Genomic DNA, 24,398 nt, shown 5'->3' on the forward strand with positions numbered 1-24,398 from the left:
GAAGAACAACGACTATAGCGAACTCACACGCTCGGAGCATGCCATGCGAATTCCTCGAACCGCGCTTCGAGTGCTGGCCGGGTCACGCCGCTCGCGTAGTTCGTGATGGTCGATGCGGCAACCACCGCGATGACCTCGAGTATCTGCTCCGTGCTGAAACCCGCTTCGACAAAGCGCCGCTGGTCCGCTTCGGCAAGACGGCCGCGCTTTTCGATCAGCGTGCGCGCGAGCGCCGACAGCGCGGAGAGTTTCGCGTCGGCAGGCAGGTGGCCGTGCCGGATCGCATCGACATCGGCGGGAGAAACGCCCTGCTTCAGCGCGAGCGCGGTGTGAAACGCGACCGGCCACTCGCTCGCGTTCGCAACCGCGTTGGTCAGCAGCAAGGTCTGGATCTGCGGCTCGCTCAAACTGCTCGAATGCACGCGCTCGAACAACCCGATAAACCCGTTGATCAGAACCGGCGAAGCGGCCATCGCGGCGGCGACGTTCGGGACCAGCCCGAACGTCTGTTGCAGTTGCGCGAGCACGGGCTTCGACTGGGCGGGCGCGGATTCGATTGTATGAACGGGATAGCGGGACATGGTCGCTCCTTTGGCGATGAGCGCCACCGGACAGGTGGCGCGACAAACCAGAGAGTAGAGACCATCGTTCGGTACGCCAATTACACCGGATGTAATCGGCGCGCGGCGCAAGCGTGCGCGCGATCGGCCCCGCAGATGACATTGACTGCGCGCCGATCGGACGCTCCGGCGACGACGCATTGAACGCCGGCACGCGCCCGATGCCGGGCCTGATGCCGGGCCTGATGCCGTGCACGCGGCAGGCATACGCCGGATAGCGGACCGAGCCGCCGATTTCGGTACACCGGCTACGCCATCGATGACTGTTACGTCCCCTGCATTGCTTCGAATCGGCCGCTTGAATTGCTTGAATCGCTGATGCCCTGATGTCCGCCCGCTGTGCCGGTTAAACGGCCTCGCCGCTACGGCGCCCGATGCCTTCGTTCTGCAATTGCGCAAGATGCCGCAGCAGCTTCGTGACCATCGCGACGACCGTGAACGCGAGAATCACGAAGAACACCGCGAGCGGCGTCAGTACATGCACCGAGACGAAACCGGCGAGCCCCATCATCGCGGCCGACACGAGCAGCAGCGCGCAGCCGAGAATGGCAGCCGTCAAGCCCGCGATATGCGGAAACAGCGAATTGCCCTTGGCCATCAGCGTCGGATACATCGCGCCGGCGCACAGGCCCATCACGACCACCGGTATCGCGAGTGTCCACACACGCAGCCCGACCGTCAACGCAAGCAGCAACATGACCACCGACGTGCCCGCCATGACGCGCGCGCCGATACGCAAGCGCTGCTCGGGAGTCGGCAGACGCGGACCGTGAATTCGATTCGACAGCCCGCCGATAAAGTAGGCCATGCCGATGCCGAGCGCGAGATAGCCGAAATACGTCGGCGGCTTATGCAGCGTGTTCTGCACCATGAACGGACCGACGATATTGAAGACGAGCAGGATGCTGTAGCAGATGCCCTGCGCGAGAAAACAGCTCTGAAATACCGGGCTCGACAGCACCTTGCGCGCATTGGCCATGAGCGTGCGCACCTCGAGATGAACGGGCTGCGGCAACGTTTCCTGATAGCGCCACCACACCGCCCACATCAGAAGCGAATAGACGAGCAGAAAAACGAGGCACGCCTGCCAGCCGAACCATGTCTGCAGATGCGCGCCGATGACGGGCGCAATGATCGGCGCAAGCCCCCATGCGATCGAAAGATACGTGAACGCATGCATGAGCGCCTGACCGGAGAATGAATCGGTGGTGATGGCTTTTGCGAGCAGGTTTGTCGTGGCGATGCCGAAACCTTGCAAACAGCGCGCAAGCACGAAAGTTTCGAGATTCGTCGCGGCAAGCGACAGCAGGCAGCCGATCGTGTACACGATCAACCCGAACGCGAGCACGCGCTTGCGCCCGTAGGCGTCGGCGACCGGTCCGAACACGAGCTGACCGAATGCGTAGGCCGCCATAAAGCCGGACACGCTCGATTGAATCGCCTGAGGCGAAGTCTGAAAGAAGCGCGCCATCGCCGGTAGCGCCGGCACGTAGATATCGATTGCAAGCTGACCGGCGGACGTAAACAGGCAGGTCAGGAAGATCAGGAAGCGTTGCGAGTTCTTTGAGCGCGGGGATGAGGCACGGTGAGGGGAACGGCTGGAGGGATGGTCGTCTTTCATGAAAGCATCGTGGAAGCGGATCGCGGCGACGGCGTGACACGCGGCCTGAGCATTGAAAGCCGCATGTTAGCGTCGAACACCAACATTGTGCCTGAGCTTTCGCAAACGGATGCGAGTCCCCACGGCACGGTCATTGGATTTCGATCAGACGCGCGATGTCCTCCGCCAGGATTTCCGCAGGATGCTTTCCGACTCACGGCGAACGCGCATTTTCCGCATCGCGCTTTCCCAATGTTCAGCGGCGAGCCGTCCTTGCGCATTCAACTGCTCGCCAAGGCGGGCAATGTGGCGCTCTGTTTCACTCACCACGCTCGGGTTCGGCGCTTTCGATCCAGCGGCACACGAGCGCACCGTCGACGGTTCGCATCCATGTTGCCTTGAGCCTTACCGACCTCGTCGAGTCGGCCGCGCAAGTCTCCGGCGACGCCGGGACACGCTGCAAATCGGACAGTTCCGTCGCTGTCGACGCGGACCTCGATGCGCTGCCGCCAGGCGTCGGCCGCACCGCCGCGCGCAACGAAACCGGAATACCGGCACTGCGCCGGCTGATCATCTTCTCCATACCCACCTCCCTGTTTGAACGTAGCCGGCATGAGCAACGCATTGCCGGCCCTATACAGTTCTTACGCGCAGAAAGCCTTGCCGGGCACACCGCACGACATTCGGACAAGGCGACCGGTCGCCGAATCGAACCGGACATTCGATCAGGCGTACTCCGGGGTGCGCGGAAGGAAACACGTCAAAGACGATCGGCGCACCTGAAACCAGAACAGGCGGAATAAGGCGGCTATTCCGAATCATTGGCCAGCTAATTTTTTTTCTGTTCTTGCCCGACGAAATCAGGACTATTTCATCACTGGCCTGAGACGTGCAAAGCGCACCGATCGGCTATGAAGATCGATGTGGAAGAAACCTGGAAATGACAGGGGAAATGCGATGATCAGTTAGCCGGATCATCTTCGAACTTGCGCTCTATCTTGAGGCCCGACGTCGCCGCGACTCTCGGGGAGACGCCGAAGCGTTGCCTGAATGCACGGCTGAAATGCGCGGCATTCAGGAAGCCGCATCGGTAAGCGATCTCCTTGATATGCAAGCGACGTTCGCTCGAACGTGTCAGCAGTTCGGCGGCGAGTTCGAGCCGATGACACAGCACATAGCGCATCAGCGAATGGCCATCCGCGCGAAACAGACGATGCAGATGCGCTTCCGAGGTCCCCACCGCAGTCGCAACGAGTCTCACGCTAAGGTCGACGTTACCGATGTTCTGCGAGATGAACCGCTTCGCGCGCAGCAGCGTCGCACTGCTGCTGCGCCGGCTCGCGAGCCCGTAAGGATCGTCGATGATCACGCTGAAGATGTCGAGCAGATGCTCGCCTTGCCGGCGACGCAACTCGATACTCGTATGCCCGCTTTGCCGGCTGATCAGCGCAACGGTTTCGCACACGGCGCGTACGTCCGGCTCCGCCATGTCCGGCGTCAGCAACCCGAGCCGCCGTTCGCGAAAGCCGCCCCGGTCCGCGAGAACCTTGCGCGGAATCCTCAGCACGATGGCCTCGGAATGCTGATTGAAGTGCTGGATATGCGGCACGTCCAGATCGATCAGCAGCATGCTGTCGGCGCCGAGGTTATGCCTTTGCCCATTTGCTTCGATCGCGACGCCGCCCGAGCGGATCAAGGCCAGATACACGAATCGCTCGGTGTAGGTCGAATCGGGCGTCAGCGACAGATTGCCGACTTCGAGCAGCATCAGCCCGAGCGGGCCGAGGCTCCAGTTGCGCACGGTCGAATCGCCGGGGCCGCCCGGACCGAACTGAACCAGCATGCCGTCGACGCGCAACGCTTCCTGGTGCCGGCGATCGACCGGGTCTGCGCCAGTGCGAACACCGCTCAGCTCGAATGGGCCGATTGCGGTGCGCTCAGTGTCCATGAGCCTCAACGGGAGCAATGCACGGCTGTTGAATAGCGATATTGGGCATTCGATCCATTTGTAAGAAGCAGCACACCTGACTTTTGATGGAATCAGTCAATGCGCTGCGACGATCAGGCAAATCCGGTTTCATTCGCGCGGCAAGCGGTAATACCCGCTTCACCTTAGCGCCAATGCAACAGATCCGAGTGGGAAAAAACTGCTGCAAGTCAACACAACGCAGTTGACGGGCGAAGACTAGCGGCCATATAGATATGCTGTCAACGGAGAAGCCATTGCCATTAGCTCATGCGTGACGTACCGATACTCGCGGTAAAGAGTTTTAAGAGTGCATAAGCATTCAGGCTTATATTGGTATGGATGGCAGATCGTTGATACACGCATGCGATTACGCGTGGCGCGAGTACGCTACTGATTCGTCTTTGATCTGCTTTTGACTGGGCACTGCCAGAAATTGACTAACGCTTGCAATTGATCGATTTGAGTAACGCGGTGCGATCCGTGCATGCCTGCATGTTGCAACCGGCCGCGAAGCGCAAGCGTATCGTCCGCGACCGAAGGAACCTCGCTGCCCGGCGCGCGTGCGCGAACACCGAGGTCCCCGTCCCCTTCTTTAACTGCCCGCTTTCGTCACGCGCCAGACAGCGTTGCCGACGTCGTCTGCAATGATGAGCGCGCCGTCCTTGCCCTGTGCGAGCCCAACCGGCGCACCGCGCAGTTCCTTCTGGTCGCCCGACGCAAAGCCCGTGACGACAGGCTTCGGGTCGCCGACCGGTTTGCCGTTATCGAACGCGACATAAGCGACCTGATAGCCGCTTAGCGGCGAACGGTCCCAACTGCCGTGTTCGCCGATAAACGCGCCGCCGCGATACTGTGCGGGCAGATCGTTGCCCGTGTAAAACAGCAGCCCCAGCGGCGCGACGTGCGAGCCGATCGCATAGTCCGGCTTGATCGCCCTGGCGACGAGATCCGGGCGTTGCGGCTGCGCACGCGGATCGACGTGCTGGCCATAGTAGCTGTACGGCCAGCCGTAGAAAGCGTTCTCCTGCACCGAAGTCAAATAGTCCGGAACGAGGTCCGCGCCGATTTCATCGCGCTCGTTCGCGACGGCCCACAACTGGCCAGTCTTCGGCTCCCATTGCAGCCCCGTCGGATTGCGTATCCCCGCCGCATAGATACGGCTGCCGCCGGTCGCGATATCCACTTCGAGCACGTTCGCACGCCGGTATTCGACATCGAGACCGTTCTCGCCGACATTGCTGTTCGAGCCGACGCCGACAAACAGCTTCTTGCCGTCCGGGCTCGCGAGCAGCGCCTTGGTCCAGTGGTGATTGATCGTATCGGGAAGATCGGCAAGCTCGACGCCGCGCTCCGCAATGTGCGTCTCGCCGGTCTTGTACGGAAACTTCAGGATCGCATCGGTATCGGCAACGTAAAGCGTGTCGCCGATCAGTTGCATGCCGAACGGCGAATGCAGATTGTCGATAAACACGTACTTGTCCCATTGCCCGCTGCCGTCGTTGCGTTCGCGCAGCAGCGAGATGCGGTTTGCGCCCTTGGCCTTTTTGCCGGATCGGGCTTCGATAAGGCCTGCGATCAACTGCTTCGGCGTCGTCACCGCTTCTTCATTCGGGCTGTTCGATTCGGCGACAAGAATATCGCCGTTCGGCAGCGTATAAACCTGGCGCGGATGCGTGAGTCCCGATGCGATCTTCTCGATCTTCAGGCCCTCTGCCACTTTCGGCGCCTGACCGTTCTTCCAGCCGACGAACTTCGGCACCTGCATCGGTGGCGCGAGGAAATTGCGCTCGGCCGGCAACGGCGGATTCGCGCCGTACTGATGCTTGTCGTCGTATTGCGCGTGGTCGTTGCATCCGCTGACGAGCGCCGCGACAGCAATAACAAGCGTGCCGCTCAGGCTAGGCTTATTCATGCGCCACCTCCCGGAAACCGGCTTTGTCGATCGCGCTCGCAATATGCCCGATGCTTAGCAAAGCGACGGTGATAATCGACAGAATCATGTTGAGTGGAACCATTGCGTATGCATCGCGGCTATGCACGAACGCATTGGCGATAGCCGCGACGATGCCGAGCAGGTTCAGCCAGAAGTCGAGCTTCTCGATGCTCGTGACGGGAGCGCGCGAGGGCGCAAGCCACACATGGCACAGATTGATCAGGCGCGGAATGATCGCAAAGAACAGCCCGACCGTGACAAGCCACGCGGCGCCCTTTCCCCAGAACACATTGCGGGTGGTCGCGTAGGTGATGTCGAAGATCAGCGTGCCGACAAAGAGGCCATAGGGAATGGGGTTCAGCAGATCGAAGATCGCCGTCGCGAACCTCGACCGGTAAGTGGGAGTGATCGTAGTCATGGATCGGCATGTCCTTGGGGTGGAGATGCCAATGCGTACGCACACACCATGCCCGAGCCATTCGAATTGCCGTCAGTGGCAACGCCGGGCGCGGACGCGTCGGTCATGTCTGTGCGCGCCGCTGGCGGGCACAACACCTGCTGCGTGACAAGAAGGCGTGAGAGTGAATTGCCAGCCTGCCTCTGCCTCCACCTCAGCCTCAGCCGACCACGCACATCAACGATCAACGCGCACCACGCGAGGAGGAACGATGAAACGCTTCGCTTACGTTGCCATTGCAGCCGCTGCACTTGCCTTCGGTGTCGGCGCCTGCAAGAAAGCCCACGACGCCGGCAACGACAGCATGAACGCGGGCCACAGCGTCATTTCGGCCGCCGCCTCAAGCGGCGTCAGGACGTCGGGCGCAAGCCAGTAGAGTCCGTATTGCATGCCCGAATATGCGATGCCCGTGTCTCGCCCCCGTGCGCCATGCAGCGCAGCGCGGGCGCGACGCTTTCGTCAATGGCCAAGCATGCTGCGATGTCGCGAACGCACCCACGGGCCTTCGCCAAGCGAAGTCTTCCCGGCGTGCGCATGATCGGCATCGCCATGTCCGTGGCTATGGCTGTCGTGCAGATCGAATTCGCCGCGCGACATCACACGCGGTACATGCGCGCTCTTTTCGTTACGCTGGCACGCAATCCGGTTCTGCGGCGCCATATCGGCGAGAAACGGCGCTGTGACCGTTTTCGTCGACAGGCGCCCGCATGCGGGACACGCGGTTGGCGCATCGGACTGCGCCATCGGACGCATCAGCCGGAACGGACCGCAATTGGAACAGGTGTAGTCGTAAAGGGGCATGGTCGTGTTCGTCCTGCAAGGTTCACCGCGCGACACGCTACTTGAGCGCTCCCGAAAGCAGCAGATAGCCCGGTATCCAGCCGGTGAAAATCCCTTCCAGAACCGTTAGCCATCCTGTCATTTTCACGATCGGCTTTTGCAGCGCGAGCAGCACGAAGAACAGAAACCACAAGATCGCCCACGCGGCCCAGCACAGGCCGAACCAGATGCCCCAGAAGCTATGCGAACCGACAAGCGTATCGATGGCCACCGGGATCGCCGTGATCGCCGTGATCGCGACGAAGAGACTGAACCAGCCGAGGCCGCGGCCGTCCGCCTGCGCATTATTGCGGTTGATCGCGACCCAGAAGTACGTGAACGTGAAGAGCAGCGTGAGCGCTGCGGCCCTGATCGATGCCGCATCGGCATCGGCGGAAAAGGCGAGCCGCAGCGCCACGAGCAGCGTCAGTCCGCCCGAAAACACGTTGATGATCCAGATCTCCTTGTCGCCGATGCGGCCAAGCAGCCACAGCCCGTTCAGAAACAGCACGGCTCCCACGTATAGCAGCGATAGACCGAGCAGCATGGCGCACCTCCCGCGACAGGTTTTCGTTTAGCTGGTGGTTGCAACTTTCGCTGCATTGACCTTCTTGCCTGGCCCTTTCGCATCGGGCCGTATGTCGAAATCGAAGATCGCGGTTGGAATGGCCAGCGTGCAGCAAGCGTTCGGAATATCGACAATGCCGCTGATGCGGCCTTCGACCGGCGCGGTGCCGAGAATGATGTACGCCTGCTCGCCCGTGTAGCCGAACTTCTTCAGATATTCGATCGCGTTCAGGCACGCGCGGCGATACGCGACATGCGCGTCGAGATACAGTTGCTCGCCCGTGTGCTCATCAACGGATATGCCTTCGAAAACGAGGTATTCGTCGAAATGCGGCTCGATCGGGCTTGGCCGGAAAATCGGATTCGTCACGCCATACTTGTTGACGCCATCCTTGATCACATCGACGCGTATGTCGAGGAAGCCCGCCATTTTGTGAAGAAGCCGTCCTGCGTTTCGAGCCCGAGCGCAAGGTACGGCAGAATTTTCGCGAGCGCCTGCTGTTCGCGTTCGTCGAAGTCCGGCTGTTCACGCGTGCGGTGGATCGATACGAGCGTCACATCGCTTTCGCGAACCGACAGCACACCGGTGAGGCGCCTGAACAACCGATGCGGACGCAGCAGCTCGCGATAGTAGTCGGTGCGGATCAAATCGCTGTCGCTGATCGTCTCGGAGCCGACCAGCACCGCGCGCGGCCTGGAAATCGTATTTCGCGAGTACGCTGCAAAAGCCGCCGATATGGTGATTGAGCGTATCGAGCACGCTGCGCCACAGGTCCAGATGCGTCGCGGCCATCTGGATCGTGTACAGCAGCGTCTCCAGCGGAGCCGCCGGGTTGCCAAACGCGGGTGGACGGATCCAAACCATGGCAATGTTCTATCGTCACTCGATGCGGGCGCGTCCCTTTCACGCTGACGCGCAAATTCGAGGTCTGCGCAGCGAATTCTATAAACGAACGGATCGTTCTGCCAGGAGATGGGCCACGAAGATGCGCATCCGCGGTTGCACGCGGTTGCATGTACGCCGCTTAGGTCAGACGTAATGTCAGATCGAGGCAGCCCGATGAGCAGCCTGAACGAATGAAATGTCCACGCCGAAGCCCGCGGACCCGATTGCCACTACAATCCGAGGTCCTGATCCGACAAAACGCAATGGCGCCATGAAATCTCTCCATGCAACAGCAGTCGCGGCGATTGCCGCATTGGCCGTCACCACCAGCACCGCCGCGATGGCCGATGCCTCCGCCCTGCAATGCGACATCGGATACGTCACGGGCGTCGGCGGATCGGTGCCGAGCCTTCGCGAGTATCTCGCCACACCGCGGCTCGACCAGTTCCGCTTCCTGAAGGACAACGACATCCACTGCCAGGTGTCCGATGAAGGCCGCGCATCCGCGTGCACGGGCGTGACCAGCCTGAGCCATGAAAAAGTCAGCATCTACGAAAACATCGACAGCACCCTGGTGTCCGTGGTCGCACGCGTCGAGCTCGAACACGGCACGTATCCGGTCATCATCGCGGTGCCGAAGAAGGATGTGCAGTGTCAGGAGTAAGGTGAAGGCAATCGCAGCCCCGCCGCGCATTCGCCTCGTTTTGCCTCGCTTCGCGTGGGTAGCCTGCACGGCCGGAAGCGATGACATAGGCTCGTTGCGCCGGCTGCGCACCGACTACATCGACGTCTACTGGCTGCACGGCTACGATGTGCCGACGCCGCTCGAAGAAACGCTACGCACGCTGGACAACCTCGTTCGCGCGCTACTAGCCGGTTACCCGTTGCAGCCCACTTGCTTCGCCAGGTCGACGAGGTCGCTCGCTTCCCAATCCCAGTTGCCTTCGGGCTTCAGATCGGTCGTTTGCGCAGGGCCATGCTCGCGGGGCCGCGCGATAAACGCGGTCCTGAAACCGCACTTCTGCGCGGCGGCGAGATCGCTGTTGTGAGCCGCCGTCATGCAGATGCTTTCGGGCGGCAATGCGAGCACCTCCGCAGTCCGCAGATAAGCCTCGGGCGACGGCTTATAGGCCTGCGCGACCTCCGCGCCGAGAATGGCGTCCCACGGCAGGCCGCCGCGTTTCGCCATATCGATCATCAGCCGGATATTGCCGTTGGAAAGCGGCGCGATGATATAGCGCGATTTGAGCTGCGTGAGACCCTCAACGGTATCGGGCCACGGATCGAGCCGATGCCACGCGAGATTCAGCTCATCGAGTTCCGACGATGGCACCTGCCGGCTGTCGAGGCCGAACTTCGGCAACACCTGTTCGAGATTCTCGCGGTGCAGGAGGTCGAGCTTCACGAATGGGCGCTCGCCTTTGCGGATTTTCTCCATCGCGGGCTGGTACAGCGCGCGCCATGCATCGGCAAAGGCTTCGGCTTCGTGCGCGCCGCGGCCGTGTCTTTGCAGAAACGGCGCCGCGTCACGCGCCACGCCGCCTCGCCAGTCGACGAGCGTGCCGAAAACATCGAATACGAAAGCTTTCACATCTTTCATCGTGCGTTCCCTGCGAAGTCGAGTGGGTCCGGTTGCTGCTCCCGTTTTATAGCAGACGTGGCCGGCTTCTTCATGTCGACACTTATGCCGCCACTCACGTCGACAAGCGGACAAACCCCTCGCGGTCCCATTCCTGCGAGCCCACGCCTTGATGCACGAAGAACAGACCATCGGGATCATACTTGCGCTTTACTTCGCTGAGCGCCGGGTAATGCTCGCCCCAATATGCGCGCGGCCAGTCCTGCTGAAAGTAGCTGCTTTCGGAGACGTAGCTGCCTGCACGCGGCGCAACCACGCGCAAACTCTGCGCGGCGTCATGAATGCGCGTCGCCGCGCGCCGGGCCGCCGCCGCATCGACAGGCTGGCCCGGCATGCCCGTGAAGGCGGGCGGCCTTTCGCCCGAGATAATCGCGAGCGCGAACGCATTGAGCACATCGGGGTTCGTCGCCGTATCGCGCGCCGCCGCGAGCGTCTCGTCCGGCGCACCGGCGAGCCCCTTGTTGAAGTGCAAGGTCACGCTCCATTGCCGGCTCGTCTGAAACAGCGCATCCGTCAGCGACGCTCGCGCCGACGGGTCGAGCAATGAGGCCGGCAGCCACATCGATTCATAACCGTATAGAAACTGGCCGGCGTCCACTGCATCGGTTGCCCAAAATACATTGCTGCGGGATGCGCCCGGCCGCGTATCCGCCTTCATCGCGCCCGGCGCATTTTTCATGATGAACGCCGGATCCCACAGGTGACGCGCGGGAAACGCGAAAATCTGCGCCGGCTCGGCGATACGCGTGCCGTTGCTTGCGTCCGAAACCGAATCGAAAAACGGCTGCCAGATGCGCGTGGCTTCCGCGCGATCGAGGCCCTGAAACAGCATCGAAATGCGCAGCGTGCCGTCGGCACGCATCGATACCGTCTCGCCCCAATGTTCGCTCAGAAGGCTATCCGCGCAGAACGCAAGAAAGCGGTCGATCAAACGGCGGAACGCGTCCGGCGACGCGGCCTTGATCGTTGCCGATACGACGCCGACATGGTCGGGCAACGGATGCGTCTTCAACGTGAGGCTCGTCACGACGCCGAAGCTGCCGCCGCCTCCCCCCTTGATTGCCCAGAACAGGTCCGGGTCGGTACGGGCATTGACGATCCGTTCGATACCATCCGCCGTCACGATTTCCGCCTGCAGCAGTGAGCTCGCCGCAGTGCCGAACTTCTTCGAGAAGCTGCCGAAGCCGCCGCTTTGCACGAGTCCCGCGACGCCGACCGTCGCGCAGCCGCCGCCTTGCACATAGCGGCCGCCCTGCGTCGTGACCGCTTCGTATACGTGCATCCAGATTTCACCCGCGCCCACTGTCACGGCAGGCTGCGGTGGCATGTCGCCTTCGCAATCGAGCGGAACGAACGCGTCGTACATGCGGATGCCGCGCATGCGCCGCGTCCAGATCAGCAGCGAATCGGGCGCGTTCGATGTGCCCTGATAGCTGTGACCGCCGCCCTTCACGACGAGTCTCAGCTGATGGTCGCGCGCGAATCTGACCGCTTCGGCGACGTCGTTCGCTTGCTCGGCTGCCACCGCATAGACGCTCGGCGACGAAATCCATGCGTCGATCCAGCCCGACGATTGCGTCAAGGCAGGTTCGTCGCCGAGAAAATACGGGTTCTTGATCTGCGCAAGCGCGTTCTCGCAGGCTGCCTCGCGCGGTGAAATCCGGCACGCATCGAGCGGCGACGAAACGTCGAGCAGGCGGCCGCCGACCTTCTCTTTTAGCGATGCCCAGTCGGTTGCGGATGGCCAGTCCGGATCCGAAGGCCGTACGCGGCGCATTGTTTTGGGGAGCGCTTGCGCGGGCGCCGATGCGGGCGGCGCCTGCTCGGCAGCCAGCGGCACCAGACGGCGCATATACCCCATTGCGGCAATGCCGATCGCAGCGTTGATAAGCGTTCTTCTTTTCAATGAAGCCATGCGCAAATGTCTCCATGCTGCTGTCGCTCAGGATATAAGGACCGCTTACCGCCCGAAAGCATCGAAACAATATCCGAAAGCTGGCCTGCTTTCCACCGCTGCTCCGCCAGCGACCCATATGGAATAAGCGATGCCCGTCGACTGTCCTTTCGAACAGAGGCAGTCGCTTCGACAGCCTGTGCGCACAGTCGACGGAGGCAGTCTTGCAGAAAGCATGGTTGATTACCGGTGCATCGAGCGGCCTTGGCCGGCAACTTGCCGAACTCGAACTCGCACTCGAACGCGGCGACCGCGTGGCGGCCGGGTGCGCCGTGCAAGCGCGCTGGAAGACCTGCTACGACCGTGCGGAAACGCGCTCATGGTCGAGGTATTCGGTCGGCCTTCCGTCGTCGACCTTCAGTTGCCCCCCGTCGGCCTTCAGTCGGCCGTCGCCCGCTCGAGAAACGGCAGGATGTGGCGCATCGCACGCTCGACGTAAACGTCTTTCTCGCCGACGGGCGCCACCTCATGCATCGCGCTGCGCGCCGCTTCCGCCCCTTCGAGCCGTGCGATCACCCACGCGGCCAGATACTGCGATGCAAGACAGCCGCCCGCGGTCGCGACGTTGCCGTTCGCCATAAACGGCTGATTCACGATCTGAACACCGGCCGCCTCCACCCAAGGCTTCGTCGTCAGATCCGTGCATGCGGGCACACCCTCTAAAAGCCCGAGTTTCGCGAGCACGAGCGTCCCCGAGCATTGCGCGCCCAGTACCTGGCGCGCGGGATCGAGCTTCAGGCGCGACATCAGCGCGGCATCCGCGACCACTTCGCGGGTGAGCGCGCCGCTGCCGACCATCACCGCATCCGCCCGCGATGCGTCTTCGAGCGACGCTTGCGCCTTTAGCACGACGCCGTTCATCGAGCGCACCTCGGCCGACGGACACGCAATCGACACACGCCAATCGGGCTTCTTCACACGATTGAGAATGCCGAGCGCGATCAGCGAATCGAGTTCGTTGAAGCCTTCGAAAGTGAGAATGGCGATATGCATGGCGTGCTCCTGTCGCGACAATGAATGCTTGCGTGGCACCGATGCTACGGGCAAAAATAAAGACAATCAAAAAATTGTCATGGATACATTGCATCGTGCCGACACCCCGCTACAAGCCGCTCGTCGACAGGCTCGCGGCCGACATCCGCACCGGCCGCCTCGCGCCGGGCACGCGTCTGCCCACGCATCGAAAGCTCGCGGCCAAGGAGGGGCTCGCGCTCGTCACGGCCACGCGCGTCTATGCGGAACTGGGCGCGATGGGCCTCGTCAGCGGCGAAACGGGACGCGGCACCTTCGTCAAGGAAAGCTTGCTTCCACGCGCGCATGGCATCGATCAGGTATCGGTCGCCGCGGATGTGGTCGACCTGAACTTCAACTATCCGGCGCTGCCGGGCCAAGCCGACCTGCTGAGAACGGCATTGCGGCAGTTGTCTCAGGCAGGCGACCTCGAAGCGCTGCTCCGCTATCAGCCGCATGGAGGCCGCAGGCACGAGCGGGCATCGGTCGCGCGGCATCTCGCACGGCGTGGCCTTTCGGTCACCGAAGATCAGGTGATGTTGGTCGACGGTGCCCAACATGGGCTCGCCACGACCGTCATGGCGTTTTTGCAGCCGGGCGACGTCGTCGCGGTGGATGCGCTGACCTACCCGGGGTTCAAGCTGCTTGCGCAGACACATCGCCTCGAACTCGTGCCCATACCCGCCGCAGGCGATGGCCCCGACCTCGACGCACTCGAAGCACTGTGCAAACGCAGACGCGTACGCGCCGTCTATACGATGCCGACGCTTCACAATCCGCTCGGCTGGGTCATGAAAACGGGCAAGCGCCGCGCCCTGGCATCGATCGCGCGCCACCACGGTTTGCTCGTGATCGAAGACGGCGCCTACGCGTTTCTCGCCGACGACGCGCCGCCACCGCTCGCCGCACTCGCGCCCGAACTGACCGTCTATGTGTCCGGTTTTTCGAAAAATGTCGCGACGGGCCTGCGGGTCGGCTATGTCGCCGCACCACGCGAATTCGTGCCGAAGATCGAACGCGCGATCCGGGTGACGACATGGAATACGCCCGGCGTGATGACGTCGATCGCATGCGGCTGGCTCGACGACGGCACCGTCGACCGCCTCGAAGACGAGAAACGCGAGGACGCGCGATCGCGGCAAGCGATAGCTGCGGAAGCGCTCGGACGGCTCAAGCGGATCGGCCACCCGGCTTCGTATTTCGTGTGGCTGCCGCTGCCTGCCGAAACGCGCGCGGATCGGATCGCCCAAGCGCTGCTGGAGGAACAGGTATCGGTATCGACGGCGGAGCCGTTTTCGACCACGCCGCAAGCGCCCCACGCGATTCGCCTGGCCTTGGGCTCGGTCGATCCCGACACCTTGAAGGCCGCGCTAAGGCGCGTCAGACGCGTGATTGCGGACCATACGTATTAGCGCGCGGCGCGCGACCCGGACCGCTGCTGCTTTGCACAAAAATTGACTTTGCTACCCCTAGGGCTAATCCCAATGCAAAAAAGTATCGGCTGGCGGCTTTAATTTCGGTGGTGAAACAGCCCCGACAAGGCTTACTTTTCGATCATGGCAACCACCACGACAACGCGAGCTGCCCACCGGGCAAAAGCCGGCGCAGGAGGAAAACCGATGCCGGCCCTTCCGCAAGCGACGGCCCGCGACGCCCGCCGCGCGAATCTCGCCGAGCCCGACCTCGAACTCGTGGCCGTCCCGCGCGACGAATCGTTCAAGGTCTGGTCGCACGGCTATCCGTATCGGACCGTGCGTTGGCATTTCCACCCCGAGTACGAAATCCATCTGATCACCGCGACAACGGGCAAATTTTTCGTCGGCGACCATATCGGCAACTTCGAGCCGCGCAATCTCGTGATGATGGGCTCCAACCTGCCGCACAACTGGGTCAGCAATGTGCCGCACGGCGAGCGCGTCGACGAACGCTGCCTCGTGCTGCAATTCGACTCCGGTTTCGTTGCGCGCGCGATCGCGGCGTTCCCCGAGTTCAGGCGCGTCGAGCCGCTGCTCGATGCATCGCGTTGGGGTTTGCTGTTTTCGCCCGAAACGGGCGCGGCGGCCGAACCGGTCATGCGCGAAATGCTCGGCGCGCAAGGGCTGCGGCGCATCGTGCTGTTTATCGAACTGTTCGACCTGCTCGCGCAAGGCGCCGAACCGGTCAAGCTCGCGAGCGCGGCCTACCGCGCGGACCCGACGCGCTACGCGGAGACGCGCATCAATCATGTGCTGTCGTTTATCGACAAGAACCTGTCGCAGGAACTGCGCGAAACGGAGCTCGCCGAACTGACGGGCCAAAGCGTCAGCGCGTTTTCACGCTATTTCCGCCGGCATACCGGCGTGCCGTTCGTTCAGTACGTGAACCGGCTGCGCATCAACTTTGCGTGCCAGTTGCTGATGTCGGGCGAACTCAATATCACCGATATCTGCTACCGGGTCGGCTTTAACAACCTGTCGAATTTCAATCGCCAGTTCCTGCTGCTCAAGGAGATGTCGCCGTCGCGATGGCGCGCTTACCAGCAGCTCAATGCCGCGAGCAGAAACGAATCGGCCGAGACGGCACAGGCACAAGCGCAAACACAAGAAGCAATCGGCTGACACAACATCGTTGCTGGCAAGCATGCGGACGAATGCGCAACACCCGACCACAACACAGAAGTCCTGCTAACAAACGGAGACACTCGATGACCCAACCCTCCGCTCGCCTGATCGCCGTATCGCGCTCGCCCTTGGCCTGACGAGCTCGTTCATCCTGTGCGCGAGGCTCGCCGCGCCCGGCGGCGTGCTGACGGCGGCGCGGCTCGCATCGGCCAGCCAGCAGGCCGGCACCGGCGACGTGAACCTCAACGCGATCGCGGCGGCCGTGACCGGCGGCACGAGCCTGTTCGGCGGCCGCGGCAGCGCGTACTCGGCCGTGCCTGGCATTATGTGATCCAGTCGATCGCGAGTGGCCTCACGCTGCTGAATCTGTCGTCGTCGCGGCGCTTCATGATCACGGGCGCGGTGCTCGCAAGCGCCGTGATCGTCGACTCGCTGGCGCGGCAATCCCGCGTCTCGCATGGACGCGCGTAATCTCAGCCATCAACGGGAGTAGTCAATGTCTGAATCGATCAAAGGAAAGGTGGCCGCGATTACCGGCGCGGCGTCGGGAATCGGCTTCGCGTGCGCGCGCGCGCTGGTCGAGCAGGGCGTGAAGGTCGTGCTCGTCGACCGCGCGGAAGACCGGCTGGCGAAATGCTGCGCGGAACTGGGGCCGAACGCGCTGCCGCTGCCAATCGATCTGCTGAAGCCATCGGAAGTGTCGACGCGACTGCTGCCGAAAATTCTCGACATCGCCGGCGGCCTCGACATTTTCCATGCAAACGCAGGCGCGTATATCGGCGGCGAAGTCGTCGACGGCAACCCCGACGACTGGGACCGCGTGCTGAACCTCAACATCAACGCGGCGTTCCGTTCGGTGCATGCGGTGCTGCCGCATCTGGTCGCGCAGAAAAGCGGCGATATCATTTTCACGAGCTCGATCGCGGGTCTGGTGCCGGTGGTGTGGGAACCGATCTACACTGCTTCGAAATTCGCGGTGCAGGCCTTCGTGGCCACCACGCGGCGCCAGGTCGCGAAACACGGCGTGCGCGTCGGCGCGGTTGCGCCGGGCCCGGTCGTCACCGCGCTGCTCGACGACTGGCCGAAGGCGAAAATGGATGAAGCGCTCGCGTCGGGCAGTTTGATGCAACCCGTGGAAGTTGCCGAGGCAGTCGTATTCATGCTGACGCGGCCGCGCAACGTGACGATCCGCGACCTCGTCATTCTGCCGAACAGCGTCGACCTTTAGTTAACCTGCAGTTGACCTTTAGTTGACCTTTAGTTGACCTGCAGTCGACCCGTCATCAACCCGTTGTAACGAGCCAATCTGAAATGTTTTCCCTTGATGCGAGGCCTTGAATCATGACCTCAGCGAACCCACGCTACGTGATCGGTGTCGACGTCGGCACCGGCAGTGCCCGCGCCGGCATCTTCGATGCAGCCGGCCATATGGTGGCCTCGGCCAAACGCGATATCACCGTCTTCCACGAAACCGGCTCGATCGTCGAGCAGTCGAGCGGCGAGATCTGGAGCGCGATCTGCCATTCGGTGAAGGAAGCGCTTGCGCATGCCGCGCTGTCGCCGCAGCAGATTGCCGGCATCGGCTTCGATGCGACGTGTTCGCTCGTCGTGCTCGGTGAAGGCGGACAGCCGCTGCCGGTCGGTCCGTCCGAAAAAGCCGGGCGCGACATTATCGTCTGGATGGATCATCGCGCGCTCGAGCAGGCCGAGCGGATCAACAAAACGAACCATGACGTGCTGAAGTTCGTCGGCGGCAAGATCTCGCCCGAGATGGAGACGCCCAAGCTGCTGTGGCTGCTCGAGCATCGTCCGCACGTGTTCGCCCAGGCATGGCAGTTCTTCGATCTGACCGACTTTCTGACGTGGCGCGCAACCGGCGATCTGTCTAGATCGACCTGCACGGTCACCTGCAAATGGACCTATCTCGCACACGAACAGCGCTGGGACGACACGTATTTCCGTACGGTCGGCCTCGGCGTGCTCGCGGACGAAGGCTTCGCGCGGATCGGCCAGCAGGTCGTCGACCCGGGCACGCCGCTCGGCAGCGGACTCACGGCCGACGCCGCAGCGGAACTGGGCTTGCAGGCGGGCACGCCGGTCGCGGCCGGCATCATCGATGCGCACGCCGGCGGCATCGGCACGGTCGGCGCGCAAGGCAAGCCCGAATCGTCGCTTGGCTACGTGTTCGGCACCTCGTCGTGCACGATGACGACCACGCGGCAGCCTGTGTTCGTGCCCGGTGTCTGGGGGCCGTATTTCTCGGCGATGGTGCCCGAAGCATGGCTCAACGAAGGCGGCCAGTCGGTGGCGGGCGCGGCAATCGAGCGCCTGCTTGCCATGCACCCTGAAACGCCGCGCGCGCAAACCGAAGCGGCACAGGCCGGTCAGTCTCTGCCTGTGATGCTTGCTGGGCTCGCGTCACAGCAGTCGGACGATTTGTCGGGCGCGGTGAAGCTCGCCGAAGGCTTGCATGTGGTGCCCGAATTCCTCGGCAACCGCGCGCCGTTCGCCGATCCGCACGCGCGGGCGGTGATCGCGGGGCTTGGGATGGACACGGGTCTCGACAGTCTCGTGGCGCTCTATATCGCGGGCATTTGCAGCATCGGTTACGGGCTGCGCCAGATTATCGAAACCCAGGCAAAGGCCGGTGCGCCGATCGAGCAGGTTGTGATTAGCGGCGGCGCGGGGCGGCTCGACCTCGTGCGCCAGCTGCTCGCGGACGCAACGGGCAAGCCCGTGCTCGCGATTCAGGCGGAGGAACCGGTACTGCTCGGGGCCGCCATGCTCGGCGGCGTGGCGGGCGGGCTTTTCGACGACGTGCGCTCGGCCATGACGGGCATGTCGCGCATCACGAATACCTACGCGCCGGCTGCCGGAGATATCGCATCATTGCACGACGCGCGGTATCTCGCGTTCACGAAGTTGCAGAGCGTGGCGCGAGACATCAGATAGCAATCGATGAGCGGCGGCGTTCGAGGCGCCCGCCGCCGGGTGCCTCCATGGTGACCCGAGGGAGACCTTACTGCCCCGACAGATGCGACCGCAGAAAATCGACATACCCATTCTGGATCTTGATGATTTTCTCGGCGCACTCGTTATAGTCGGATGCTTTCGTATCGTTAGGTCCATACATGCCGCGGCATTGCGCATACAGCGTAAGCGTCGCCGCGCCGCCGTTGCCCTTCGCCACGCGCGTGGCCGAATAAGCGGGGTCGCCGGAACCCGACGGCACGTCGGTGTCGATCGCGAACGCATCCGCACGCGTAACCGACGTACTCGAATGCTGCTCGACATAGCGCTTCGTCAGCGCCCAGGCAGCGTCGCACTGGGCCGTTCCGCTGCAATCGACCGTCGCGTCGTGTTGCGCGGTTGAAAGGCCCGCCTGATTGCGTTCTAAACGCTGCTCCGCTCGTTGCTCCTTTTCAGGCGACGAGCAGGCGGCAAGCGCAAACGCAGCAAACATAACAATCGCAAAGGCTGTGATTTTTTTCACGCGTCAACTTCCGTAGCCAAGTTTGAGCGCGATTATAGCCGTGCGCCCGATGCGATCACAGATTCAGCGGGCGACAAAAGATCGACAAACGATCGACAAACGATCGTGCCGCTCGCCCGTCATTGCGCGGGATACGTCAAGGTGCCGTCCGTTTGCCGCTGCGCGCCCGGCGTCAGCGTCGCCGCGCTGATATCGTCGGCCTCGATGATGTGCATAACGTTTTCGCCGCGCGCAATCAGATAGTCGGCAATGATGCGCCGGTGGCAGCGCCACCATACCGTCTCCGCACACATGATCGCGCAAGGGCCGTGCTGCCCCAGCTCGAGAAGCTGCGCAAAACCGGCCGCAAACTCGTCGCTCATCGCGTGGTCGGCGTAGTTGTGAAACGAGCGGTTTTGCCAGAACGCGTTCGTCGACGGCGGCACATCCTTGCGCATGCTGCGCCGGCCGCCGAGTTCGGCGATGTGCCGATAGCCGATTGAAGGCGCGAGCGCGCCGGGCAGCGTATCGGCATTGAACTGAGGGTTGGTGCCCGAGCGCGGAATACGGCGGACGTCGACGAGCGTCACGATCCGCGCACCTTGCAACAGCGAAAGAAACGCATCCAGCGTGCGCGTCGAATGCCCGATTGTGTAGAACGTATTCGCCATGATCGACCTGGAACCGTGCCGGCCGGCATCGATATCCGCGAAGTGCTCAACTGCGGCGCGTTGCCGGCTATCACACCACCCCTTCCCGAGCCCCTTCCCTCGCCGCCTCGTTCACCGATCCTTTCACGACCCGCACCGGTATCGACTTCGCGCCCGGCACCTTGCTTTCCTTCGCGTGGTGCCACAACGGCAGCAGCGGATTGCACTCCGGGTAGTAGCCGGCGATGCAACCTTGCGGGATATCGAACGGCACGATAGTCAGCCCGGCGACGCGGCGATCGACGCCGTCGTCCGCGATGGTTTGCAGCGTGATCGTGTCGCCCTGCGAAAGCGCGTGCCTCTCCATATCGGACGGGTTCATCAGGATGACCATGCGCGTGCCCTTGATGCCACGGAAGCGGTCATCATGATTGTAGATCGTCGTGTTGAACTGGCTATCGCTGCGCAAGGTCATGAGCCGCAGCGAGTCGGGCTCGCGCACCGGCATGTCGGGGTCTTCGGCGATCGACGAAGGCAGCATGAATTCGGCCTTGCCGCTTTTCGTTTGCCATTTCCGCTCACGCGCCGGCAACGGCCGCGGGAAACCGCCGGGCGTCCACATGCGCCTGTCGAAATCGTCGAACATCTCGGGCCACGTCTTCGTCATTTCCAGGCGCACGCGCGAGTAGTCGTCGCGCCATGCATCCCAGTCGACGGTCGAGCGAACGCCTAGGGTCGCCTTCGCGATGCCGGCCACGATGAACGGCTCAGATCGTATCGACGGCGACGCCGGCTCCGCCACACCTCGCGACCCATGAAAACACGCGGTGCTGTCTTCCATCGATACCGCCTGTTCGCCGCCCGCCTGCCGGTCGATTTCGATGCGGCTCAGGCACGGCAGCACATACGAGTTCCTGCCATGCACGAGATGGCTGCGATTGAGCTTCGTCGTGATGTTGACCGTGAGATCGAGGCGGCTCCACGCGGGCTCGGTGCGCAAACGGTCCGGCACCGAGCGCACGAGGTTGCCGCCGAGATTGACGAAGGCCTTCACCTTGCCGTCGAGCATCGCTTCGAACGCCTCGACGATATTCATGCCTTTGTCGCGCGGCGGTTCGAACGAGAACTGCTTCGCGAGCTGATCGAGCGGCGCGAGCTCGGGCTTTTCGGTAATGCCGACCGTACGCTGGCCCTGTACATTCGAATGGCCGCGCACCGGCGACGGTCCCGCACCGGGCTTGCCGACATTGCCGCGCAGCATCAGCAGATTGACGAGCATCCGCACATTCTGCACGCCCATGCGGTGCTGCGTCATGCCCATGCCGTAGTGCGCGATCACGGCATTTGCCTTCATATATTCGTTCGCGGCCGCTTCGATCGCCTCGCGCGGCAGGCCGCTCGCGCGGAGCACGTCGTCCCAGCTCGCGTTGCGCACATACTGCGCGAATTCCTCGAAGCCGTTCGTGTGCTCGCGAATGAAATTGACATCGATCACGCGCGGCTCCCCCGCGCTTAACGCGCGGTCGTCCGCCTCGATCACAAGCTTGCAGATACCGAGAATCGCGGCCGTGTCGCCGCCCGTTTTAACCTGGTGGTATTGCGTGCTGATCTGCGTATCGCTGGGCGTAAGCATGTCTTTCGGCGACTGCGGGTTCGCGAAGCGAAGCAGCCCAGGTTCGCGCAGCGGATTGAACGTGATGATCGGCACGCCGCGTTTTCGCGCGTCCTGCAGCTGATGCAGCATGCGCGGGCTGTTCGTGCCGACGTTCTGGCCGAAGAAAAACATCAGGTCGGTCTTTTCGAAATCGTCGAGCGTAATCGTGCCCACACCGACGCCGATCGCTTCCTTGAGCCCGACGCTGGTGCTTTCATGGCACATGTTGGAACTGTCGGGCAGATTGTTCGTGCCGTACATGCGCGCAAACAGCTGCAGCATGTACGAGGTTTCGAGCGACGCGCGGCCCGACGTGTAGAACACCACACTGTTCGGGTCCAGCTCGCGCAGTTGCGCGCCGATCGCCTCGAACGCTTCCTGCCACGAGACGGGCACGTAATGGTCGGTGGCCGGGTCGTAGCGCATCGGCTCGGTCAGGCGTCCCGCTTCCTCGAGATCGTGGTCGTGCCATGTCAACAGTTCGCCGACCGGATGCTCGCGGAAAAATTCGGGCGTCATGCGCTTCGCCGTAATGTCCCACGCGGTCGCCTTCGCGCCGCTTTCGCAAAACTCGAACGGATGCGGCGACGCCGGTTTCGCCCATGAACAGCTGACGCACATAAAACCGTCCGGCTTGTTCTGATGCATCAACGCGCGGCTGTCCGCGAGCGGCGCCTTCTCCTGCAGCAGAATGCTCGTTACCGCCTTCACCGATCCCCAACCGCCCGACGCGAATGGATAGGCACTGCTCTTTCTCTCGCTGGCCATGTGAATTCACCTGTTACCGAAATATCACGACGTGATCAGCATGTAGTGTTCCAGCCACGCTCCGTCATGGGCTGCGGCCCGGCGCACCAATCCGCACGGCGAAGCGGTGTATGTTTACGGCACATTGAAAGCGGCCAGTTTTGTGGCAGCCGCTTCAGTCAGGACAACAACAGAGAACAAGACAACCGATGCTGAGCACCGCCACTTCCTGCCTGCATGTCCGCCGCGAGCACCGCCAGCAAACGCAGGTGCTGCGTTTTTGCGCTGCAACAGCCGTTGCGCTGACCTTCTGCGTTGCCCCATCCCGCCCGGCGCGCGCGCAATCGAGCGTCGAGATGTATGGCCGGATCGACGGCGGCGTCGAATACCTGAACCACCTGGCCCAGCCGAACGGCGCCAATGCGACGCGCTGGAGCGCCGAAGGCGGCGACTGGGGCACCAGTATGTGGGGCATGCGCGGCACCGAAGATCTCGGCGGTGGCCGCAATGCGCTGTTCGACCTCGAAACGGCCTTCCAGGTAATGAACGGCACGACCGGCGGCAATGGGCGCCTGTTCTCGCGCCGCGCCTATGTCGGTCTCAGCGACACGACGCTCGGGCAGATCCAGGCCGGCCGCAACCTCTTTATCGACAGCGACGGCGTCTGGGCCTTCGATCCGTTCGTGCAGCAGGCGGTGTCGTCGGCGTCGCTCGTGCGTGGGCGCAACTGGCAGCAGACGAATAACAATGTGGAGTACCACAGCCCGATCATCGCCGGGTTCGATGTGCAAACGCAGTTCGCGTTCGGCAACCAGACCAGCTTCAACACGGGCGCGCCAGGCGAATTCGGCCGCTCCGAAGGCGTGATGCTGACGTGGCATTCGCCGGCCCTCGAGTTTCGCGGCATCTATGACGAACTGCGCAACACGAACGGGCAGATGGACAACATCTTCACGGCCTCGCGCGAATACTTCCTCGGGGCGAACATCAATGTCGATCCGGTGAAAGTCCAGGCCGCATGGACCCATTACGCGGCGCCCGACACGCCGGCCGGCCTCGCGGACAGCGCGGACCACTACTGGCTCGGCGCGACGCTCCAGGCGACGACCCGCTGGGCGGTCACCGCCGCCGGCTTCTACGTCAACGTGCGCAACGGCAGCGGCGATGCGACACACGATCCGGCAGGTCACGCCACGCTCTATGCGCTTGGCACAACGTACAACTTCAGCAAGCGCACGTTTTTCTATGCGACCGTCGCGTATGTGCGCAATAGCGCGAATGCGACCTTCTCGGTGTTTGCCAATCCGCGCGGCTCGACGCCGAACACGAGCCCGCTCGCCGGAGAGTCGCAGACCGGTGCTTATATGGGGATAATGAGCAACTTCTGATGCAGTGAAGCACGGCGACCGATACAGCCGAGAAAGTGGCCGGCAGCGTCAGGCTACCGGCCGCGCAACACGCAACGGGGTGGCAAGTCCCCGCTTGCAGGGCGACGCTGAAGGAGGGTAAATACATAGCGCGCCCCCAAACATAGCGTATCGGAGCGGCGCCAACGCGCCAACGACTTGCGTGCGTCCGTAACGCATCCCTAAAGGACATATCGCGCAACCTGCTGGCAGGCTCGTTGCCTTCAAAGCGGCCTGCAAGGCAGCTGGATGCCTCGACGATACCCGTCGTCCTGCGTGGGCCTGCCTGTCAATCCTCCACCTCCGTATTTCCCGCCGGGAACGAAGTGTGCAACGCAATGCTTTGGCCGCCTTTGCCGACGCAACGCAACGCGACGGTATTTCGCGCCGCATGCTCAATGCGAGAACCGAAAA

The 24,398-nt window shown here is 62.6% G+C and carries 24 protein-coding genes and 3 pseudogenes; 11 read left to right on the plus strand and 16 right to left on the minus strand.

Annotated elements, in window-relative coordinates:
* Nucleotides 1-23: 23 nt before the first annotated feature.
* From ACYPXD_RS08580 to ACYPXD_RS08590, 3 genes and pseudogenes are all read right to left on the minus strand, one after another.
* A complete protein-coding gene (locus ACYPXD_RS08580) occupies nucleotides 24-581 on the minus strand; it encodes a carboxymuconolactone decarboxylase family protein (RefSeq protein ID WP_459709741.1) in 558 nt (185 codons plus the stop codon).
* A 73-nt stretch (nucleotides 582-654) separates the two neighbouring features.
* Nucleotides 655-861, minus strand: a pseudogene (locus tag ACYPXD_RS08585) (amidase family protein); the annotation flags it as partial.
* A 105-nt stretch (nucleotides 862-966) separates the two neighbouring features.
* Entirely contained in the window at nucleotides 967-2,241 is a 1,275-nt protein-coding gene (locus ACYPXD_RS08590) for a multidrug effflux MFS transporter (protein ID WP_459709743.1), read from the minus strand.
* A gap of 377 nt (nucleotides 2,242-2,618) precedes the next feature.
* On the opposite strand from ACYPXD_RS08590, the gene ACYPXD_RS08595 reads away from it, so the two are divergent.
* Entirely contained in the window at nucleotides 2,619-3,023 is a 405-nt protein-coding gene (locus ACYPXD_RS08595) for a hypothetical protein (protein ID WP_459709745.1), read from the plus strand.
* Nucleotides 3,024-3,181: 158 nt separating this feature from the next.
* On the opposite strand, the gene ACYPXD_RS08600 is transcribed toward ACYPXD_RS08595, so the two are convergent.
* The 3 genes from ACYPXD_RS08600 to ACYPXD_RS08610 form a co-directional block, all read right to left on the minus strand.
* The gene (locus tag ACYPXD_RS08600) at nucleotides 3,182-4,168 is read right to left on the minus strand and encodes a helix-turn-helix domain-containing protein (RefSeq protein WP_459709747.1); all 987 of its coding nucleotides are present in this window, start codon (nucleotides 4,166-4,168) and stop codon (nucleotides 3,182-3,184) included.
* Nucleotides 4,169-4,781: 613 nt separating this feature from the next.
* Nucleotides 4,782-6,101 (minus strand): PQQ-dependent sugar dehydrogenase, encoded by a 1,320-nt coding sequence (locus tag ACYPXD_RS08605; RefSeq protein ID WP_459709750.1) that lies wholly within the window; start codon nucleotides 6,099-6,101, stop codon nucleotides 4,782-4,784.
* Nucleotides 6,094-6,540: a DUF2231 domain-containing protein gene (locus tag ACYPXD_RS08610; RefSeq protein WP_459709752.1), complete on the minus strand. Its 447-nt coding sequence runs from the start codon at nucleotides 6,538-6,540 to the stop codon at nucleotides 6,094-6,096. The genes ACYPXD_RS08605 and ACYPXD_RS08610 overlap by 8 nt, the downstream gene beginning before the upstream one ends.
* A gap of 250 nt (nucleotides 6,541-6,790) precedes the next feature.
* Here ACYPXD_RS08610 and ACYPXD_RS08615 point away from each other — a divergent pair, with 250 nt between their 5' ends.
* On the plus strand, nucleotides 6,791-6,955 hold the full coding sequence (locus tag ACYPXD_RS08615) for a hypothetical protein (protein WP_459709754.1): 165 nt from the start codon (nucleotides 6,791-6,793) through the stop codon (nucleotides 6,953-6,955).
* A gap of 83 nt (nucleotides 6,956-7,038) precedes the next feature.
* Here ACYPXD_RS08615 and ACYPXD_RS08620 read toward each other — a convergent pair whose 3' ends face one another.
* From ACYPXD_RS08620 to ACYPXD_RS08635, 4 genes and pseudogenes are all read right to left on the minus strand, one after another.
* Entirely contained in the window at nucleotides 7,039-7,380 is a 342-nt protein-coding gene (locus tag ACYPXD_RS08620; protein ID WP_459709756.1) for an FmdB family zinc ribbon protein, read from the minus strand.
* 37 nt (nucleotides 7,381-7,417) lie between these two features.
* Nucleotides 7,418-7,945: an AmiS/UreI family transporter gene (locus ACYPXD_RS08625; RefSeq protein ID WP_459709758.1), complete on the minus strand. Its 528-nt coding sequence runs from the start codon at nucleotides 7,943-7,945 to the stop codon at nucleotides 7,418-7,420.
* Nucleotides 7,946-7,972: 27 nt separating this feature from the next.
* Nucleotides 7,973-8,398: pseudogene (locus ACYPXD_RS08630) on the minus strand (acetamidase/formamidase family protein); the annotation flags it as partial.
* Complete coding sequence (locus ACYPXD_RS08635; RefSeq protein ID WP_459709760.1) at nucleotides 8,362-8,649, minus strand: hypothetical protein; 288 nt, start codon at nucleotides 8,647-8,649, stop codon at nucleotides 8,362-8,364. The pseudogene ACYPXD_RS08630 and the gene ACYPXD_RS08635, both read right to left, overlap by 37 nt.
* Before the next feature lie 473 nt (nucleotides 8,650-9,122).
* On the opposite strand from ACYPXD_RS08635, the gene ACYPXD_RS08640 reads away from it, so the two are divergent.
* The gene (locus tag ACYPXD_RS08640; protein WP_459709762.1) at nucleotides 9,123-9,515 is read left to right on the plus strand and encodes a hypothetical protein; all 393 of its coding nucleotides are present in this window, start codon (nucleotides 9,123-9,125) and stop codon (nucleotides 9,513-9,515) included.
* Nucleotides 9,496-9,702: pseudogene (locus tag ACYPXD_RS08645) on the plus strand (hypothetical protein); the annotation flags it as partial. The gene ACYPXD_RS08640 and the pseudogene ACYPXD_RS08645, both read left to right, overlap by 20 nt.
* Before the next feature lie 26 nt (nucleotides 9,703-9,728).
* Here the strand turns inward: ACYPXD_RS08645 and ACYPXD_RS08650 are convergent.
* The 3 genes from ACYPXD_RS08650 to ACYPXD_RS08660 all read right to left on the minus strand — a co-directional run bounded on the left by ACYPXD_RS08650 (nucleotide 9,729) and on the right by ACYPXD_RS08660 (nucleotide 13,437).
* On the minus strand, nucleotides 9,729-10,451 hold the full coding sequence (locus tag ACYPXD_RS08650) for a haloacid dehalogenase type II (protein ID WP_459709764.1): 723 nt from the start codon (nucleotides 10,449-10,451) through the stop codon (nucleotides 9,729-9,731).
* 94 nt (nucleotides 10,452-10,545) lie between these two features.
* Nucleotides 10,546-12,405 (minus strand): FAD-binding oxidoreductase, encoded by a 1,860-nt coding sequence (locus ACYPXD_RS08655; RefSeq protein ID WP_459709767.1) that lies wholly within the window; start codon nucleotides 12,403-12,405, stop codon nucleotides 10,546-10,548.
* Nucleotides 12,406-12,822: 417 nt separating this feature from the next.
* A complete protein-coding gene (locus ACYPXD_RS08660) occupies nucleotides 12,823-13,437 on the minus strand; it encodes a DJ-1/PfpI family protein (protein WP_459709770.1) in 615 nt (204 codons plus the stop codon).
* Between the two features lie 95 nt (nucleotides 13,438-13,532).
* On the opposite strand from ACYPXD_RS08660, the gene ACYPXD_RS08665 reads away from it, so the two are divergent.
* The 6 genes from ACYPXD_RS08665 to ACYPXD_RS08690 all read left to right on the plus strand — a co-directional run bounded on the left by ACYPXD_RS08665 (nucleotide 13,533) and on the right by ACYPXD_RS08690 (nucleotide 19,007).
* Nucleotides 13,533-14,867 carry an aminotransferase-like domain-containing protein gene (locus tag ACYPXD_RS08665; protein WP_459709773.1) on the plus strand — a complete coding sequence of 445 codons (1,335 nt, stop codon included), beginning with the start codon at nucleotides 13,533-13,535 and terminating at the stop codon, nucleotides 14,865-14,867.
* Between the two features lie 207 nt (nucleotides 14,868-15,074).
* Nucleotides 15,075-16,052 carry an AraC family transcriptional regulator gene (locus ACYPXD_RS08670; protein WP_459709776.1) on the plus strand — a complete coding sequence of 326 codons (978 nt, stop codon included), beginning with the start codon at nucleotides 15,075-15,077 and terminating at the stop codon, nucleotides 16,050-16,052.
* Between the two features lie 184 nt (nucleotides 16,053-16,236).
* Complete coding sequence (locus tag ACYPXD_RS08675; protein ID WP_459709778.1) at nucleotides 16,237-16,386, plus strand: hypothetical protein; 150 nt, start codon at nucleotides 16,237-16,239, stop codon at nucleotides 16,384-16,386.
* Nucleotides 16,383-16,526, plus strand: coding sequence for a hypothetical protein (locus ACYPXD_RS08680; RefSeq protein ID WP_459709780.1), 144 nt, complete (start codon nucleotides 16,383-16,385; stop codon nucleotides 16,524-16,526). Before ACYPXD_RS08675 ends, ACYPXD_RS08680 begins: the two co-directional genes overlap by 4 nt.
* Nucleotides 16,527-16,551: 25 nt before the next feature.
* Nucleotides 16,552-17,283 (plus strand): SDR family oxidoreductase, encoded by a 732-nt coding sequence (locus ACYPXD_RS08685; protein WP_459709782.1) that lies wholly within the window; start codon nucleotides 16,552-16,554, stop codon nucleotides 17,281-17,283.
* Nucleotides 17,284-17,396: 113 nt separating this feature from the next.
* Nucleotides 17,397-19,007, plus strand: coding sequence for an FGGY-family carbohydrate kinase (locus tag ACYPXD_RS08690; protein WP_459709784.1), 1,611 nt, complete (start codon nucleotides 17,397-17,399; stop codon nucleotides 19,005-19,007).
* A 67-nt stretch (nucleotides 19,008-19,074) separates the two neighbouring features.
* Here the strand turns inward: ACYPXD_RS08690 and ACYPXD_RS08695 are convergent, their stop codons facing one another.
* From ACYPXD_RS08695 to ACYPXD_RS08705, 3 genes are all read right to left on the minus strand, one after another.
* Nucleotides 19,075-19,548 carry a hypothetical protein gene (locus ACYPXD_RS08695; RefSeq protein ID WP_459709786.1) on the minus strand — a complete coding sequence of 158 codons (474 nt, stop codon included), beginning with the start codon at nucleotides 19,546-19,548 and terminating at the stop codon, nucleotides 19,075-19,077.
* Nucleotides 19,549-19,667: 119 nt separating this feature from the next.
* Entirely contained in the window at nucleotides 19,668-20,198 is a 531-nt protein-coding gene (locus ACYPXD_RS08700) for a DUF488 domain-containing protein (protein WP_459709788.1), read from the minus strand.
* Between the two features lie 70 nt (nucleotides 20,199-20,268).
* Nucleotides 20,269-22,599, minus strand: a complete 2,331-nt coding sequence (locus ACYPXD_RS08705) for an FdhF/YdeP family oxidoreductase (RefSeq protein WP_459709790.1) — start codon at nucleotides 22,597-22,599, stop codon at nucleotides 20,269-20,271.
* 188 nt (nucleotides 22,600-22,787) lie between these two features.
* Here ACYPXD_RS08705 and ACYPXD_RS08710 point away from each other — a divergent pair, with 188 nt between their 5' ends.
* On the plus strand, nucleotides 22,788-23,966 hold the full coding sequence (locus ACYPXD_RS08710; protein WP_459709791.1) for a porin: 1,179 nt from the start codon (nucleotides 22,788-22,790) through the stop codon (nucleotides 23,964-23,966).
* Nucleotides 23,967-24,398 lie beyond the last annotated feature (432 nt).

This window comes from Paraburkholderia sp. 2C, assembly GCF_054589215.1.